Source organism: Agromyces aureus, assembly GCF_001660485.1.
In the GTDB taxonomy this organism is placed as follows: Bacteria; Actinomycetota; Actinomycetes; order Actinomycetales; family Microbacteriaceae; genus Agromyces; species Agromyces aureus.
Window position 1 is genome coordinate 522,862 of the sequence record NZ_CP013979.1, and the last position, 14,751, is coordinate 537,612.

At 71.3% G+C, this 14,751-nt stretch carries 13 protein-coding genes; 10 read left to right on the forward strand and 3 right to left on the reverse strand.

The genetic code is table 11. From position 1 onward, the window contains the following. The first annotated feature begins 25 nt into the window (after positions 1 to 25). Positions 26 to 1,549 (forward strand): L-arabinose isomerase, encoded by a 1,524-nt coding sequence (araA, locus tag ATC03_RS02250; protein ID WP_067872627.1) that lies wholly within the window; start codon positions 26 to 28, stop codon positions 1,547 to 1,549. Then, on the forward strand, positions 1,550 to 2,479 hold the full coding sequence (locus ATC03_RS02255; protein WP_084003209.1) for an aldose 1-epimerase family protein: 930 nt from the start codon (positions 1,550 to 1,552) through the stop codon (positions 2,477 to 2,479). Positions 2,480 to 2,695: 216 nt separating this feature from the next. Here ATC03_RS02255 and ATC03_RS02260 read toward each other — a convergent pair whose 3' ends face one another. After that, a complete protein-coding gene (locus tag ATC03_RS02260; protein ID WP_227820205.1) occupies positions 2,696 to 2,983 on the reverse strand; it encodes a hypothetical protein in 288 nt (95 codons plus the stop codon). Between the two features lie 22 nt (positions 2,984 to 3,005). Between ATC03_RS02260 and ATC03_RS02265 the strand changes: the two genes are divergently transcribed. Next, positions 3,006 to 3,521, forward strand: coding sequence for a MarR family winged helix-turn-helix transcriptional regulator (locus ATC03_RS02265; RefSeq protein ID WP_067872630.1), 516 nt, complete (start codon positions 3,006 to 3,008; stop codon positions 3,519 to 3,521). Here ATC03_RS02265 and poxB read toward each other — a convergent pair. Further along, positions 3,518 to 5,251 (reverse strand): ubiquinone-dependent pyruvate dehydrogenase, encoded by a 1,734-nt coding sequence (poxB, locus tag ATC03_RS02270; RefSeq protein ID WP_067872633.1) that lies wholly within the window; start codon positions 5,249 to 5,251, stop codon positions 3,518 to 3,520. The genes ATC03_RS02265 and poxB overlap by 4 nt on opposite strands. A 162-nt stretch (positions 5,252 to 5,413) precedes the next feature. Between poxB and ATC03_RS02275 the strand changes: the two genes are divergently transcribed. From ATC03_RS02275 to ATC03_RS02305, 7 genes are all read left to right on the forward strand, one after another. Then, entirely contained in the window at positions 5,414 to 6,502 is a 1,089-nt protein-coding gene (locus ATC03_RS02275) for a substrate-binding domain-containing protein (protein ID WP_067872636.1), read from the forward strand. A 137-nt stretch (positions 6,503 to 6,639) separates the two neighbouring features. After that, positions 6,640 to 7,944, forward strand: a complete 1,305-nt coding sequence (locus ATC03_RS02280) for an ABC transporter substrate-binding protein (RefSeq protein ID WP_067872638.1) — start codon at positions 6,640 to 6,642, stop codon at positions 7,942 to 7,944. A 58-nt stretch (positions 7,945 to 8,002) separates the two neighbouring features. Continuing rightward, entirely contained in the window at positions 8,003 to 8,932 is a 930-nt protein-coding gene (locus ATC03_RS02285; RefSeq protein ID WP_067881164.1) for a carbohydrate ABC transporter permease, read from the forward strand. After that, positions 8,929 to 9,888, forward strand: a complete 960-nt coding sequence (locus tag ATC03_RS02290) for a carbohydrate ABC transporter permease (protein WP_227820206.1) — start codon at positions 8,929 to 8,931, stop codon at positions 9,886 to 9,888. Before ATC03_RS02285 ends, ATC03_RS02290 begins: the two co-directional genes overlap by 4 nt. Then, on the forward strand, positions 9,885 to 10,892 hold the full coding sequence (locus ATC03_RS02295; protein ID WP_227820207.1) for a hydroxyacid dehydrogenase: 1,008 nt from the start codon (positions 9,885 to 9,887) through the stop codon (positions 10,890 to 10,892). The genes ATC03_RS02290 and ATC03_RS02295 overlap by 4 nt, the downstream gene beginning before the upstream one ends. Positions 10,893 to 10,927: 35 nt before the next feature. Further along, positions 10,928 to 12,967, forward strand: coding sequence for an NHL repeat-containing protein (locus ATC03_RS02300; RefSeq protein WP_067872641.1), 2,040 nt, complete (start codon positions 10,928 to 10,930; stop codon positions 12,965 to 12,967). Continuing rightward, complete coding sequence (locus tag ATC03_RS02305; RefSeq protein WP_067872644.1) at positions 12,967 to 13,632, forward strand: ThuA domain-containing protein; 666 nt, start codon at positions 12,967 to 12,969, stop codon at positions 13,630 to 13,632. Before ATC03_RS02300 ends, ATC03_RS02305 begins: the two co-directional genes overlap by 1 nt. A gap of 1 nt (position 13,633) precedes the next feature. On the opposite strand, the gene ATC03_RS02310 is transcribed toward ATC03_RS02305, so the two are convergent. Beyond that, positions 13,634 to 14,704, reverse strand: coding sequence for a DNA polymerase IV (locus ATC03_RS02310; protein ID WP_472239151.1), 1,071 nt, complete (start codon positions 14,702 to 14,704; stop codon positions 13,634 to 13,636). Positions 14,705 to 14,751 lie beyond the last annotated feature (47 nt).

Here is a 14,751-nt window from a genome sequence, read left to right on the forward strand (position 1 = left end):
CACCTCCCACCAGAAGGACACGAACATGACCCGCACGCCCCTCACCACCTCGCTCGACCAGTACGAGGTCTGGTTCCTCACCGGCAGCCAGCACCTCTACGGGCCCGAGACCCTCGCACAGGTCGCCGAGCAGTCGGAGGCCATCGCCGCGACGCTCGACGCGGCATCCGACGTGCCCGTGAAGATCGTCTGGCTGCCCGTGCTCACCGACTCGGCCGCGATCAAGAAGGTCGCGCTCGAGGCCAACGCCGCGCCGAACGTGATCGGCCTCGTCGCCTGGATGCACACGTTCAGCCCCGCGAAGATGTGGATCGCCGGCCTCGACGCCCTGCAGAAGCCGCTCGCGCACCTGCACACGCAGGCCAACGTCGAGCTGCCGTGGGCCGACATCGACTTCGACTTCATGAACCTGAACCAGGCCGCGCACGGCGACCGCGAGTTCGGCTACATCCAGACCCGCCTCGGCGTGCCCCGCAAGACGATCGTCGGCCACGCGAGCGACCCCGTCGTGCAGCAGCAGCTCGGCACCTGGCAGCGCGCCGCCGCCGGCCTGGCCGCGAGCCGCGACCTCAAGCTCGCCCGCTTCGGCGACAACATGCGCTACGTCGCCGTCACCGAGGGCGACAAGACCGAGGCCGAGCTTCGTCTCGGCGTGCAGGTCAACACGTGGGGCGTCAACGAGCTCGCCGAGGCGGTCGCCGCGGCATCCGAGGCCGAGATCGACGAGCTCGTGGCGGTCTACGAGAACGAGTACGACGTCGTGCCCGAGCTGCGCAAGGGCGCCGAGCGCCACCAGTCGCTGCGCGACGGCGCCGCGATCGAGATCGGCCTGCGCTCGTTCCTCGAGGAGGGCGGCTTCGGCGCCTTCACCACCTCGTTCGAGGACCTCGGCGAGCTGAAGCAGCTGCCCGGCCTCGCCGTGCAGCGCCTCATGGCCGAGGGCTACGGCTTCGGCGCCGAGGGCGACTGGAAGACCGCGATCCTCGTGCGCATCGCGAACGTCATGGGTGCCGGCCTGCCCGGCGGTGCGAGCCTCATGGAGGACTACACCTACGACATGACCCCCGGCGACGAGCTGATCCTCGGCGCGCACATGCTCGAGGTCTCGCCCTCGCTGTCGAGCGCGAAGCCCACGCTCGAGGTGCACCCGCTCGGCATCGGCGGCAAGGACGACCCCGTGCGCCTCGTCTTCACCGCCGACCCCGGCCCCGCCGTGGTCGTCGCGATGAGCGATATGCGCGACCGGTTCCGCCTCACCGCGAACGTCGTCGAGAACGTGGCGCCGCGCGAGTCGCTGCCGAACCTGCCCGTCGGCCGTGCCGTCTGGAAGCCCGCCCCCGACTTCCGCACCTCGGCCGCGGCCTGGCTCACGGCCGGCGCCGCGCACCACACGGTCATGTCGACCGCGGTCGGCATCGACGTGTTCCGCGACTTCGCCGAGATGGCGGAGCTCGAGCTGCTCGTCATCGACGAGGACACCACGCTGCCCGGGTTCAAGCACGAGGTGCGCTGGAACCAGGCGTACTACCGTCTCGCGCAGGGCCTGTAAGTGGGGGCCGAACTCGCACTTTCGGGGTACCAGCACACCATCGCGGGTCACGGCTACGAGGCGAGCATCGCGAGCATCGGGGCGTCGCTGCGCTCGCTGACGTTCGAGGGCCGCGACCTGGTCGTGCCGTTCGCGGCCGACGAGGTGCGCCCGGCCTACCGCGGCGTGACGCTCGTGCCGTGGCCGAACCGCGTCACCGACGGGCGCTACCGCTTCGGCGGAATCGACGAGCAGTTGCCGCTCACCGAGCCCGACCGCGGCCACGCGCTGCACGGGCTCGCGGCGTGGCTCGACTTCACGCCCACGCTCCGCGAGAGCGCGCGCGTCGTGCTGACGGCCACGATCGAGGCGCAGGCGGGCTACCCGCACCGCGTCGAGATCTCGGTCGACTTCCGCATCGACGCCGGCGGGTTGCACACCACGGTCACGGCGAAGAACCTCGGTCCGGATGCCGCGCCCTACGGCACGGGTCCGCACCCGTATCTCGTGGCCGGCGACGGGCTGGTCGACGACTGGACGCTGACGATGCCCGCGGCCGAGGTGCTCGAGGTGACGCCCGACCGGCTCATCCCGACAGGCCTGGCGTCGGTCGACGCGCCACGTGACGGTGATTCGTTCGACTTCCGGATGCCGCGGCGCATCGCCTCGACCGAGATCGACCACGCCTTCACGCGCCTGGCGTACGACGCCGACGGGCCCGAGGGCGCCGTGCAGGTGACGCTGGTCGATGCGAGCGGACGCGGCGTCGGCATGGCGTGGGGTCGGGAGTGCCCGTGGGTGCAGATCCACACGGCCGACGGCAGCGGCCGCACCGGACTCGCGGTCGAGCCGATGACCTGCCCGCCCGACGCCTTCAACTCGGGCACCGACCTCATCGTGCTCGAACCGGGCACCTCGACGTCGGCGCACTGGACGATCTTCGGCATCTGACGCGCTCGTCGCGACTCGTCGACACACGACCCGGCCCGGCTGGGGCTCGGTCGGTCACTACCCTTCGACGGGGGTGGTGGTCGGCCCGGCTCCAGCCGGGCCGTTCGCGTCGCATCCGCCGGTCGGGCATCATCGCCGGTCGAGGAGCGCCGCCGAAGGCGACGCGTCTCGAGACCCGCCAGAGCGGACGCGGTCTCGAGACGCGTGCTGCGCTCGCTACTCGACCGGGGCAGCGGCGGCGGGCGGGCAGTGCACCTGCGTGCGCTCGCCCGAGCGATCGATGTCGTGCGCGGCCATCAGTCCGCCGCAGAGCGGGCAGCGGGGGTCGGCCGGCGGCACGTACGGCGCCTCGGGGCGGCCGATGCCGACCTGCGCGGGGCCCGTGAACCGGAAGATCATGCGGTTGAAGGCGTTGTAGAAGCCGGGCTTGCCGATGAACGGGTTCAGCGGATTGAGGCCGCGCTCGGGCGTCCAGTTCTCCGGGTCCTCATTCGTTCGTGCCATAACAGTTAGTATACTAACGAATATGGATGCCGCCGCCACCGTCGATGAGGTCGACCCGCTCGCGCTCGACCGCCAGCTCTGCTTCGCGCTCGCCGTCGCCTCCCGGCTCGTGATCGGCACGTACAAGCCGATCCTCGAGCCTATGGGGCTCACGCATCCGCAGTACCTCGTGATGCTCGCCCTGTGGGAGCACGAGCCGCTCGCGCTCTCCGAGATCGCCGCGCTCGTGCGCCTCGAGCCCGCGACCCTGTCACCGCTCGTCAAGCGACTCGAGGCCGCCGGGCTCGTGACCCGCGAGCGCTCGCCGCACGACGAGCGGCAGCTCGCACTGCGGCTCACCGACGCCGGCCGCCGCCTGCGCGACCAGGCCGAACGCGTGCCCGAGCAGGTCGTCGCCTCGCTCGGCGTCGAGGTCGACGACCTCGTGCGGCTGCACGCCGAACTCTCCACGCTGATCCAGCGCATCAGCCCCGGCCCGGCCGCCCCGGCTCGGGCCCAGGTCGTCGCGGCCGCCGGTGCCGTGCGAGACGCCGACTAGCCGAAGATACGCCGCCACACGTTCGTGTCGGCGAGGTCGAGCAACTCGTCGCCGCGGCCCGACAAGACGGTGCGCATGGCGTAGAGCGCGAACCCCTTCGTCTGCGCGGCCGTGATCGACGGCGGGATCGAGAGCTCCTGGCGCGCGACGACCACGTCGACGAGCGCGGCGCCCGGCTCGGCGAACGCGCGGGTCAGCGCGGCCTCGAGGTCGGCCCCGCGCTCGACCCGGATGCCCGTGATGCCGACCGACTCGGCGACCGCGGCGAAGTCGGGGTTCACGAGCTCCGTGCCGAAGTTCACGATGCCGGCCGCCTTCATCTCGACCTCGACGAAGTTCAGCGACGAGTTGTTGAAGACGACGATCTTGATGGGCAGGTCGTTCTGCCGGATCGAGAGCAGGTCGCCCATGAGCATCGAGAGGCCGCCGTCGCCGGCGAGCGCGATGACCTGGCGTCCGGGGGCCGCGCCTTGCGCGCCGAGCGCGTGCGGCATCGCGTTGGCCATCGACCCGTGCGTGAAGGAGCCGATCAGTCGGCGGTCGCGCGTCAGGTGCAGGTACCTCGCCGTCCAGACGACGGGCGAACCGACATCCGCCGTGAAGATCGCATCGGAGTCGGCCAGCCGGTCGATGAGCTTCGCGACGTACTCGGGGTGGATCGGCTCCTTGCCGTCGTCGTTCGCGAGTCCGTCGAGTTCCTTCCGCGTCTTCTCGTAGTGCTTCAGGCTCGACTCGAGGTGCTTGGGGCTGCGCCCGTCGGCGATGAGCGGCAGCAGGGCGGTCGCCGTCTCGCGCGCGTCGCCGACGAGCCCGACGTCTATGGGCGTGCGGCGCCCGAGCTGTTCGCCGCGCACGTCGACCTGCACGATCTTCGCCTTCGACGGGTAGAACTGGCGGTACGGAAAATCGCTGCCGAGAATGAGCAGCGCGTCGCACTTCTCCATGGCGCGATACCCCGACGCGAAGCCGAGCAGCCCGGTCATGCCGACGTCGTAGGGGTTGTCGTACTCGATGTGCTCCTTGCCGCGGAACGCGTGCACGATGGGCGCCTGCAGGCGTTCGGCGAGCGCGAGCACCTCGTCGTGCGCGCCGGCCACGCCCGCTCCCGCGAGGATGGTGACGGATGCCGCGGCGTTCAGCACCCCGGCGGCTTCGGCGAGTTCGTCGGGGGAGGGCACGATCCGCGGGCTGGCGGCGCGGATGGGGGCGCCGGGCCGGCGCTCGGGCGCGTCGGCGAAGAACACGTCTCCGGGAACGACCACGACGGCCACGCCCTGCTGCTCGACGGCCGTGCGCATCGCGATCTCGAGCACCCACGGCAGCTGCGACGGGTCGCCGACGAGTTCGCTGTACACGCTGCACTCGCGGAACAGCTCCTGCGGATGCGTCTCCTGGAAGTAGCCGCTGCCGATCTCCGACGACGGGATCTGCGAGGCGATCGCCAGCACGGGCACCCGGCTGCGCTGCGCGTCGAAGAGTCCGTTGATGAAGTGCAGGTTGCCCGGCCCGCAGCTTCCCGCGACGACGGCGAGCTCGCCCGTGACGGCGGCATCCGCGGCAGCGGCGAAGGCCGCGGTCTCCTCGTGCCGTACATGCAGCCAGCGGATGCCGCCGTCACGGCGCAGTGCGTCGGTGAACGCGTTGAGCGAATCGCCCGGCAGGCCCCAGACCCGGCTCACCCCCGCCCGCTTCAGCGTCTCCACGAACAGTTCGGCGATGGTCTGCGACATGCGTCATCCCCCCGGATGGTGTGCGGGCGCCTTGCGACGCGGTGTCTCCACCGTACGTCGCGCAGGGGCCGTCCCGCCGGGCGAGGCGAATTCGCCGCGGACTGCGTATCGTGAGTCATGTTCGATCTTGAGAACGCACAAACTCACACATCTGGAGGCCCGATGGTCGCCGTCGCACGTCATGACGCCATCCTGCGGGAGCTCGAGCTTCGAGGCTCGCTCGCCATCACGCAGCTCTCGAAACGGCTCGACGTCTCGGCGATGACCCTGCGCCGCGACCTCGCGGAGCTCGAGTCCCGCGGCCTCCTCGTGCGCGTGCACGGCGGCGCGGTCTCGACGGCGGTCGCGAAGCAGCAGGAGCGGGGCTCCGGTTCGGGCGGCGCGATGGCGCGGCGCCCGGTCGCGACGATCGGCATGATCGCGCCGACCGCGAACTACTACTTCCCGCAGGTCATCCGCGGGGCGAGCGACGCCGCGCGCGAGCTCAACTGCCGGCTCGTGCTCGGCACCACGAACTACTCCGAACGCGAGGAGCTGCGCCAGGCCGAGCGCCTCATCGCGAGCGGCGTCGACGGGCTGATGATCACGCCGCACAACGGGCTCGTCGAGGGATCCCCGCTGCACGAGCTGCTGATCGAGGCACCCGTGCCGGTCGTGATCGTCGAGCGGGGGGTCGACGAGCGCATCGCCGGCCGCATCGAGTCCGTGCGGAGCGACCACGCCTACGGGGCCGAGCTCGCGGTGCGGCACCTCGTCGAGCACGGGCATCGCCGCATCGCGTTGGCGGCGCGCGAGGCGGCGACCACGTCCTGGCTGCTCGACGGGTACGAACGCACCATGGCGCGACTCGGGCTGGCCGAGCACGTGCGCTTCCGCTCGCTGCCGACGCCGGCCGTCGGCGCGGATTCGGCCATCGATGCGCTCGAGCGGTTCTACGACGAGTGCGTGCAGCACGAGGTGACGGCGGCGCTGATGCTGGGCGACGTGGACTCCATGGCCTTCGCCGACCTCGTGGTCGAGCGCGGCCTGCGCATCCCCGAGGACTTCGCGCTCGTCGCCTACGACGACGAGTTCTCGGCCTTCGCCGCGGTGCCGCTGACCGCGGTCGCCCCGCCGAAGCACGACCTCGGGTACGCGGCCCTGCGCCTCTGCTTCGACCGCATCCGCCAGCACGAGCGCACCGGCCACGCCGTCACGCGGATGTCGCTCCTGCCGACGCTCGTCGAACGGGAGTCCACGCGGTCCGCGTGACCGCCACCGCCCGCGTCATCCCCAACCCAGGCGCCGAAATGTTCTGAAATGTTCGTTTTGTGCTTCATTGCTTGCGGCGATGCCCCGAGTCGACTTCAGTGGCCCGTGCACGCTTCACATTCAAAGGAGAATCCGTCATGAACCTGCGTCGCACTTCCCTCACCGCCGCGGCGATGCTGGCCGCAGGCGTCCTCTTCGCGGGGTGCTCGTCCGCCGCCTCGGCGCCGTCCGGCGACACCGGCAGCGGAGCGACCCCCACGGGCGAGATCACGTTCTGGTCCTCCCTCAGCGGCATGGCCGACGTCGCCGCAGCCTTCAACGCGAGCCAGGACGACATCACCGTGAACTTCGAGGAGATCGCGAACGGCGCGAACGGCGGCTACACGAAGCTCGCCGCCGCGATCGAGTCGGGCACCGGCCCCGACGTCGTCGGCATCGAGTACTACCGGCTCCCCGGCTTCGTCGGATCCGGTCAGGTCGCACCGCTCGACGACCTCGTGCCGAGCGGCACGCTCGACGAGTACAGCGACCAGGTGCGCGGCCTCGTCGACTTCGAGGGATCGACCTACGGCATGCCCTACGACGCCCCGCCGCTCGTCATGTGGTACCGCCAGGACGTGCTCGACGCCGCGGGCGTCGAGGTGCCCAAGACCTGGGACGAGTTCGAGGCGGCCGCCCGTGCGGTGCACACCGCGAACCCCGAGGCCTACCTCACGAGCTTCTTCACGAACGAGCCCCAGCTCGCCCCGCTCTCGTGGCAGGCGGGCTCGACCTGGTTCGGCGTCGACGACGACCACTGGAAGGTCTCGATCGACGACGACGCCTCGACGAAGGTGGCCGACTACTGGCAGAAGCTCATCGACGAGGACCTCGTGAAGCCGCAGCTCGGCTTCAGCGACGAGTGGACCGCCGATCTCAACAGCGGCGTCGTCAACGGCTGGGTCGGAGGCTCGTGGAGCGCGTCCGGCCTGATGACCCGCACCGAGGCGAGCGGTCAGGACGGCAAGTGGATCGCCGCGGTGCCGCCGTCGTGGGACGGCGAGCCGAGCGGCGCGCTGAGCGGCGGCACGAGCTTCGCGGTCACCGAGAACTCGAAGAACTCCGCCGCCGCAGCGGCCTTCCTCACCTGGCTCACGACCGATCCGGCCGCCGTCGAGGCGCGCGGCGCGGTCGGCACGGCCTACCTCGCCTACCCGGGCCTGAACGAGACCGCCGAGAAGGTCGCCCCGGTCGACTACTACGGCAACGACATCTACGCCGTCTTCGACGAGGCGTCCGCGTCGGTCGTCGGCGGATGGTCGTGGGGCCCGAACTACGACATCACCAACACGGCGCTCACCGACGCGGTGACCACGGCACCCACGCTCGGCGATGCGATCGAGCAGACGCAGGACGAGACCGTGGACGGGCTCGAGCAGCTCGGACTCGAGATCTCCGAATAGGACCGGAGCGGTGCCGGCGGCGAACCCCGCCGGCACCGCCGCACCGAAGGGCAACACCATGAGCGTCAGACTCGCTGATCGGGCACCGCGCACCACGCGGCATCCGATCGCCGGCACCGGCGGCCGCACCGCCGCCATCTTCCTCACGCCGTTCTTCGTGCTCTTCCTGGTCGCGATGATCGCGCCGGTCGTCTACGCGATCGGCATGAGCCTCTTCGCCGAGCGGCGCAGCGGCCTCGGGTTCGGCGGCACCGAGACCGAGTTCGTCGGCTTCGGCAACTACGTCGACGTGCTCTCGAGCGAGACCTTCGTGGCCGGGTTCGGGCGGCTGGCGCTCTACTGCTTGCTCTACATCCCGGTGCTGCTCGGCACCGCGCTGCTGTTCGCCCTGTTGCTCGACGCCGCGGTCGCGAAGGCGAAGCGCGCGCTCCAGCTGCTGCTGTTCCTGCCGCACGCGGTGCCCGGCGTCATCGCGGCGCTCATCTGGGCGTACCTCTACACGCCGGGCGTCAGCCCGTTCGTCTCCGCGCTCGAGTCGGGCGGCATCCAGATCGACTTCCTGTCGGTGCACATGGTGCTCCCGTCGATGGTGAACATCGCCGTCTGGGAGTGGGCGGGCTACAACATGATCATCCTCTTCACCGCCCTGCAGGCCGTGCCGCGCGAGGTGCTCGAGGCCGCGAGGGTCGACGGCGCGGGGGAGATCCGCACCGCGCTCTGGATCAAGACGCCGCTGATCGCGCCCTCGCTCGGCATCGCCCTGCTGTTCACGGTGATCGGCTCGCTGCAGCTCTTCACCGAGCCGACGATCCTCTCGTCGGCGACGACCGCGGTCACGAGCACGTGGGTGCCGAACATGTGGGCCTACGACGCGGCGTTCAACCGCAACAACCTCCCGCAGGCGGCGGCCGCGTCGATCATCCTCGCCCTCGTGGCCGGGGTGCTCTCGTGGGTCGTCACCCGCTTCGCCTCGAAGGGACGTGCATGATGATCGCGACCACCGCCGCGCCGTCGCGGCCCGCGCCCGACCTCCCCGAGGGCCCGTCCCGCGTGCCCGGACTCCCGCCGCGCGAGCCGGCCGACCACCGTCGCAGCCGCAACCGCCGCTCGGCCGGTCGCCCCGGGGCGAGCCTCGCCGTGAACGGCATCCTGCTCCTCGGCGTCGCCTACATGGTGCTGCCGTTGCTCTGGCTCCTCTTCGCGGTCACGAAGGACGCGAAGGGGCTCTACGGCTCGAGCGCGTTCTCGCCGGGCGGGGCGTTCGTCGAGAACCTCCAGCAGCTGATGACCCAGGACGGCGGCATCTTCTGGCGCTGGCTCGGCAACAGCGTGCTCTACGCCGGCATCGGCGCGCTCGTCTGCGGCTTCGTGGCCCTCATGGCGGGCTACGCGTTCGACAAGTTCAGCTTCCGCGGCAAGAACGGGCTCTACGGGTTCGTGCTCGTCGGCGTGCTCATCCCGAACACCGCGACCGTCATCCCGCTCTACCTGCTCGCCGCATCCGTCGGCGCGACGAACACGATCTGGGCCGTGCTCATCCCGGCGTTCTGCAACCCGTTCAGCGTCTACCTGGCGCGCGTGTTCAGCGCCGGATACCTGCCAGACGAGACCCTCGAGGCCGCCCGCGTCGACGGGGCCGGGCCGATCCGCAGCTTCTTCAGCATCGGCCTGCCCATGCTCGTGCCGGGCTTCGTCACGATCGTGCTCTTCCAGTTCGTGGCGATCTGGAACAACTTCATGCTGCCGCTCATCATGCTGCAGGACCGCGACCTCTTCCCGTCGAGCGTGGGCATCGCGCTCTGGCAGAGCCAGGTGCAGCAGAACCCCGAATTCTCGACCCTCGTGATCGCGGGCTCCTTCGTGTCGATCCTGCCGCTGGTGCTCGCCTTCATCGGCCTGCAGCGCTTCTGGCGCTCCGGCCTGTCCGCCGGGAGCGTCAAGTGAGCGCCGAGCGTCTGCGCGTGACCTTCGCGATGGGCGACGACGTGCGCGAACGCATCTTCCCGGCCGAGCAGGTCGCCCGGTTCGAGCAGGTCGCCGACGTCGCCGGCATCCTGACCGAGTTCGAATCGGATGCCGCGAAGCGGGCGCTGCTCGAGACCGACGTGCTCGTCACGGGCTGGGGTGCGCCGTTCATCGACGCGGGCGTGCTCGACCTCGCGCCGGCGCTCCGAGCGGTCCTGCACTCGGCCGGCACGGTGAAGCCGTACGTGTCGGAGGACGTGCTCGAACGCGGCATCCGCGTGAGCACGGCGGCGACTGCGAACGCGGCCCCCGTGGCCGAGTACACCGTCGCGATGATCGTGCTGGCCAACAAGAAGGTGCTGCCCATCGCGGCGCGGTACCGGATGCTGCGCGAGGAGTTCGACGTCGAGCAGGCGTTCCCCGGGCTGGGCAACTTCGGCAAGCGCGTCGGCATCGTCGGGGCGTCGAAGATCGGACGCCGGGTCATCGAGCTGCTGCGCGGCTACGACCTCGACGTCGTCGTCTACGACCCGTTCCTGTCGGCATCCGAAGCCCTGAGCCTCGGCGTGGAGTCCGTCGCGCTCGACGACCTGCTCGCCACCTCCGACGTCGTGTCGATCCACGCCCCGTCGCTGCCGTCGACGCACGATCTCGTCGACGCGCGCGGCATCGGGCTGATGCGGCACGGCGCGACCCTCGTGAACACGGCCCGCGGCGAGATCATCGACCAGGCGGCGCTGACCGCCCGGGTCACCGCGGGGGAGCTGTTCGCGATCCTCGACGTCACCTCGCCGTGGGTGCTCGAGCACGAGCATCCGCTCTACGGCCACGACCATGCCCTGCTCACGCCGCACATCGCGGGGTCCCTCGGCGGGGAACTCGGCCGCCTGGCCGACGTCGTGCTCGACGAGCTGCGACGGTTCTCGCAGGGGCTGCCGCTCGCCCACGAGGTCGATGCCGAACTGCTCGCCATCACGGCCTGACACTCCATCTCCACCCTACGAACGAAGGAGTTCCGATGTCCGAATCCCCGACGCTCTCCCGACGCGTGGTGCTGCAGGCGGGCGGTGCTGCCGGCCTGTCCGCGCTCGCCGCGCTCGTCGCCGCCGACCCGGCCGCCGCGGCCGCGCTCGCCGCGGGCCGGCCGACCGGCCCGACGATCACCGACCTCGGCCCCGCCGTCAGCCAGTACGGCCTGATGAGCGCCCTGCTCGTCGGCGACACCGTCTACATCGGCTCGCGCAACATCGAGCCGACCGGCGTCATCGGGTTCCACCTGCCGACGCGCACGGTGACTGTGAGCACCGAGGTCACGACCGGCTACGCCATCCAGGCGCTGGCGGCCGACGTGAGCGGCCGCTACCTGTACATCGGCATCCTGCAGAAGTCGGGCGGGCCGCAGGCCAACCTGCACCGGTGGGACCTGCAGACGCCCGAGCTGCCCGCCGTGCCGATCGGCGCGATCGGCGACCGCGACGTGCGCGACCTCGCCGTCGCACCCGACGGCACGCTCTTCGCGGTCGGCGGCGGCAGCACGACGGCGCCGGCGCTCTGGCAGTTCGACCCGGCATCCGGGCAGGTCACGAGCCTCGGCATCCCCGATGCGACCTCGACGCTCGCCCGGGCGGTGGCCGCCACCGACGAGGCCGTCTTCTTCGGCGCAGGCAGCACCCTCGGCGGCGGCGGCAGCGCCGGCCGGGCGACCCTGTTCGCCTACGATCGGGCGGCCGCGACGTTCTCGTCGATCGCGCCGCCCGAGTTCGCCGCCGACCCGAGCGTGCGCGAGCTGGCGATCGTGGGCGACCGGCTCGTCGCGTCGACGGCGGCCTCGACGGAGGCGTCGAAGGTCGCCGTGATCGACCTGGCCGACCTCTCGTCGTACACGCTCGCGACCTCGATCGGCAAGACGGCGAAGAACATCGCGGCCATCGGCGACCACCTCTACCTCGCGAACGAGACCGGGCTGCTCGACTTCTCGACGGCGACCGGCACGATCACCCAGCTCGACGTCGGCGACCTCGACTTGGGCGAGATCTGGGGCGTCGACGCGCACGGGGGCACGCTCGCGGTCGTCTCCGCCTACGGCTTCGTGGCCGAGGTCGACCCGGCGACGGGCACGTCGACGGTCACCGACCTCGCCGAGGCCGGCGCTCCGGTGAGCCCGCAGACCTGCATGGGCCTGGCCGCCGGCGGCGGCTACGTGTACGTCGGCGGCAACGGCGCCATCGCGCGGCACTCGCTGAAGACGGGCGAGGTGGTCAACCTGCGCGCACCAGGCGAGGCGAAGGACGCCGAGGTGATCGGCGGTGTGCTCTACACCGGGCAGTACAACTCGCAGGGCATCTGGTCGTACGACCCGAAGCGCGGCGAGCCGATCCACCAGGTCGCCGCCTTCGCCGGCGAGCAGAACCGTCCGCTCGACACGACCTGGGACCCGGTGCACCGCAGGCTCCTCGTCGCGGTGCAGTCCGACACCGAGGGCGGCGGGTCGATCTGGACCTACGACCCCCGCACGTCGACGTCGACCATCGCGGTGAACCCGATCGACGACGTGCAGCTCGTGCGCGCGGTCGCGACGACCCGCGGGGTCGCGTACCTCGGCGGCGACAACGCGCAGAAGACGGGCCCCCGGGGCACCGTGATCGCGTGGAACCCGATCGCGCAGCGCGAGCTGTGGCGCATCGAGACCGGGCTGCCGAACGGCATCGCCGCGCTCGCGATCCAGGGGCGCCATCTCTACGCGCTCACGATCAAGGGCGGGTTCGTCGTGATCGACCTGCTGCAGCGCAGCATCGTGCACACGGCCGACCATCGCCCGCTCTGCCCCGGATTCGCGGCGATGGTCGAGAACCGGGGTGTGGTCTACGCGGTGTCGGACACGACGCTGTGGCGCTTCGACCCGAAGACGTTCGCCGTGACCGTCGTCGTCTCCGAGATCAACGGCGCCTGGTACAGCGGCTCGCACCTGAACGTCGACGAGCGCGGCCGCATCTACACGCTGCGGGGTCGCAACCTCGTGCAGGTCGTCGACCGGCCCCGCGCCTCGGGCGGCCACTGATGCCCGACGCCGTCATCCTCAGCGGGGGCGGCCGCTACGCCGACCCGTGGCATCCGTTCGCCGAGACGAGCGACGCGCTCGCCGAACTCGTGCGCGGGGCCGGGCTCACGGTCGAGATCGACGACGATCCGGATGCCGCGCTCGCGGCGCTCGGCGACGACGTGCGTCTCCTCGTGGTGAACGCGGGCGACCCCGGCGATGCGCCTGCGCCCTCGCAGGCCGCCGCCGCGGCATCCGCCCTCGACCGGGCACTGGAACGGGGGATCGGCCTGCTCGCGATGCACGCCGCGGCGGCGAGCCTGCGGGCGTACCCCGCGTACGAACGGCTGCTCGGCGGTCGGTGGGTTCGGGATGTCTCGTGGCATCCGCCGTTCGGCGAGGCACGGGTGCACGTCGTGGGCGACCACGCCGTCGCCGAGGGGCTCGCCGACTTCACCGTGCTCGACGAGCGGTACACGGGCCTGCAGGTGCTCGGCGAGATCGAGCCGATCGCCGAGCACGAGGAGGGCGGCTCGCGGCATCCGCTCGTCTGGGCGCGCCGGGTCGGCCGGTCGAGGCTCGTCTACGACGCGCTCGGGCACGATGCCCGGTCGTACGATTCGGTCGAGCACCGTGCGCTCATCGCCGGCGCGCTCCGGTGGCTCACCGCGGTCGACGCGCCCTGACTCACCACCCGCTGCGCGTCGGCGTGTGCCCCTCGCGGGCGTCGTCGGGCATCGGCATCTCGGCGCGGAGGCCGAGCAGCCGGATCGGTCGGCCCGGCTCGATGCGGTCGGCCGCGAACCGGCTCACGTGCGCGAGCACCTCGTCACGATCGGCGGTCTCGGCGACCTTGCGGCTGAACGTCTTGGTGAGGAACGGCGCGTAGCGCACCTTGAGGGTGAGCCGCATCACCGGTCGACCCTCGGCCGCGATGTCGTCGAGCACCGCCGCGGCGAGGGTTCGCAGCGCGGCCTCGATCTCGGCGGGCTCGACGAGGTCGGCCTGGTAGGTGGTCTCCCGACTGTGGCCCCTGGCGACCCACTCGGTGTCGTCGACGACCCGGGAGCCCTCGCCGCGACCGAGCTCGCGGAACCAGGGCCCCATGCGCGGGCCGAACTCGGCGACGAGCAGGTCGACGTCGGCGGCGGCGAGCTCGGCCACCGTCGAGATGCCGAGGGCGGCGAGCCGTTTCGAGATCTTCGAGCCGACGCCCCAGAGCTCGATCGTCGCGCGATGGCCCATCACCTCGAGCCAGTTCCCGGCCGTCAGCCGGAACATCCCCTGCGGCTTGCCGAACCCGGTCGCGACCTTGGCACGCACGAGCGTGTCGCCGATGCCGACACTGCAGTGCAGGCGCGTGCGCTCGAGCACCGCGCGTCGCAGGTCGATCGCGTACGCCTCGGGGTCGTCGGTGTCGACGCCGACGAAGGCCTCGTCCCACCCGAGCACCTGCACGGTCGCGCCCGGCTGTTCGCGCAGGGTCGCCATGACGGCGACGGATGCCTCGGTGTAGGCCTCGTGGTCGACCGGGAGGATCACCGCATCGGGTGCCTTGCGCGCGGCGATGCGCAGCGGCATCCCGGAACCGACGCCGAACGCGCGGGCCTCGTACGACGCCGTCGACACGACCGCGCGTTCGGTCGGGTCGCCGCGACCGCCCACGATCACCGGAAGACCGGCCAGCTCGGGGCGCCGCAGCACCTCGACCGCAGCGATGAACTGGTCGAGATCCACGTGCAGCACCCAGGCGGCCACGCGTCCAGTCTGCCGTGCCGAAGGCGGGAGTGCGCTGCCTCGGGCCG

What these genes read in the sequence shown, in the direction of transcription:
- araA (WP_067872627.1), top strand. Translation starts at nt 26, where the DNA reads ATGACCCGCACGCCCCTCACCACCTCGCTCGACCAGTACGAGGTCTGG.
- ATC03_RS02260 (WP_227820205.1), bottom strand. Translation starts at nt 2,983, where the DNA reads ATGGCACGAACGAATGAGGACCCGGAGAACTGGACGCCCGAGCGCGGC.
- ATC03_RS02265 (WP_067872630.1), top strand. Translation starts at nt 3,006, where the DNA reads ATGGATGCCGCCGCCACCGTCGATGAGGTCGACCCGCTCGCGCTCGAC.
- poxB (WP_067872633.1), bottom strand. Translation starts at nt 5,251, where the DNA reads ATGTCGCAGACCATCGCCGAACTGTTCGTGGAGACGCTGAAGCGGGCG.
- ATC03_RS02275 (WP_067872636.1), top strand. Translation starts at nt 5,414, where the DNA reads ATGGTCGCCGTCGCACGTCATGACGCCATCCTGCGGGAGCTCGAGCTT.
- ATC03_RS02280 (WP_067872638.1), top strand. Translation starts at nt 6,640, where the DNA reads ATGAACCTGCGTCGCACTTCCCTCACCGCCGCGGCGATGCTGGCCGCA.
- ATC03_RS02285 (WP_067881164.1), top strand. Translation starts at nt 8,003, where the DNA reads ATGAGCGTCAGACTCGCTGATCGGGCACCGCGCACCACGCGGCATCCG.
- ATC03_RS02290 (WP_227820206.1), top strand. Translation starts at nt 8,929, where the DNA reads ATGATGATCGCGACCACCGCCGCGCCGTCGCGGCCCGCGCCCGACCTC.
- ATC03_RS02300 (WP_067872641.1), top strand. Translation starts at nt 10,928, where the DNA reads ATGTCCGAATCCCCGACGCTCTCCCGACGCGTGGTGCTGCAGGCGGGC.
- ATC03_RS02305 (WP_067872644.1), top strand. Translation starts at nt 12,967, where the DNA reads ATGCCCGACGCCGTCATCCTCAGCGGGGGCGGCCGCTACGCCGACCCG.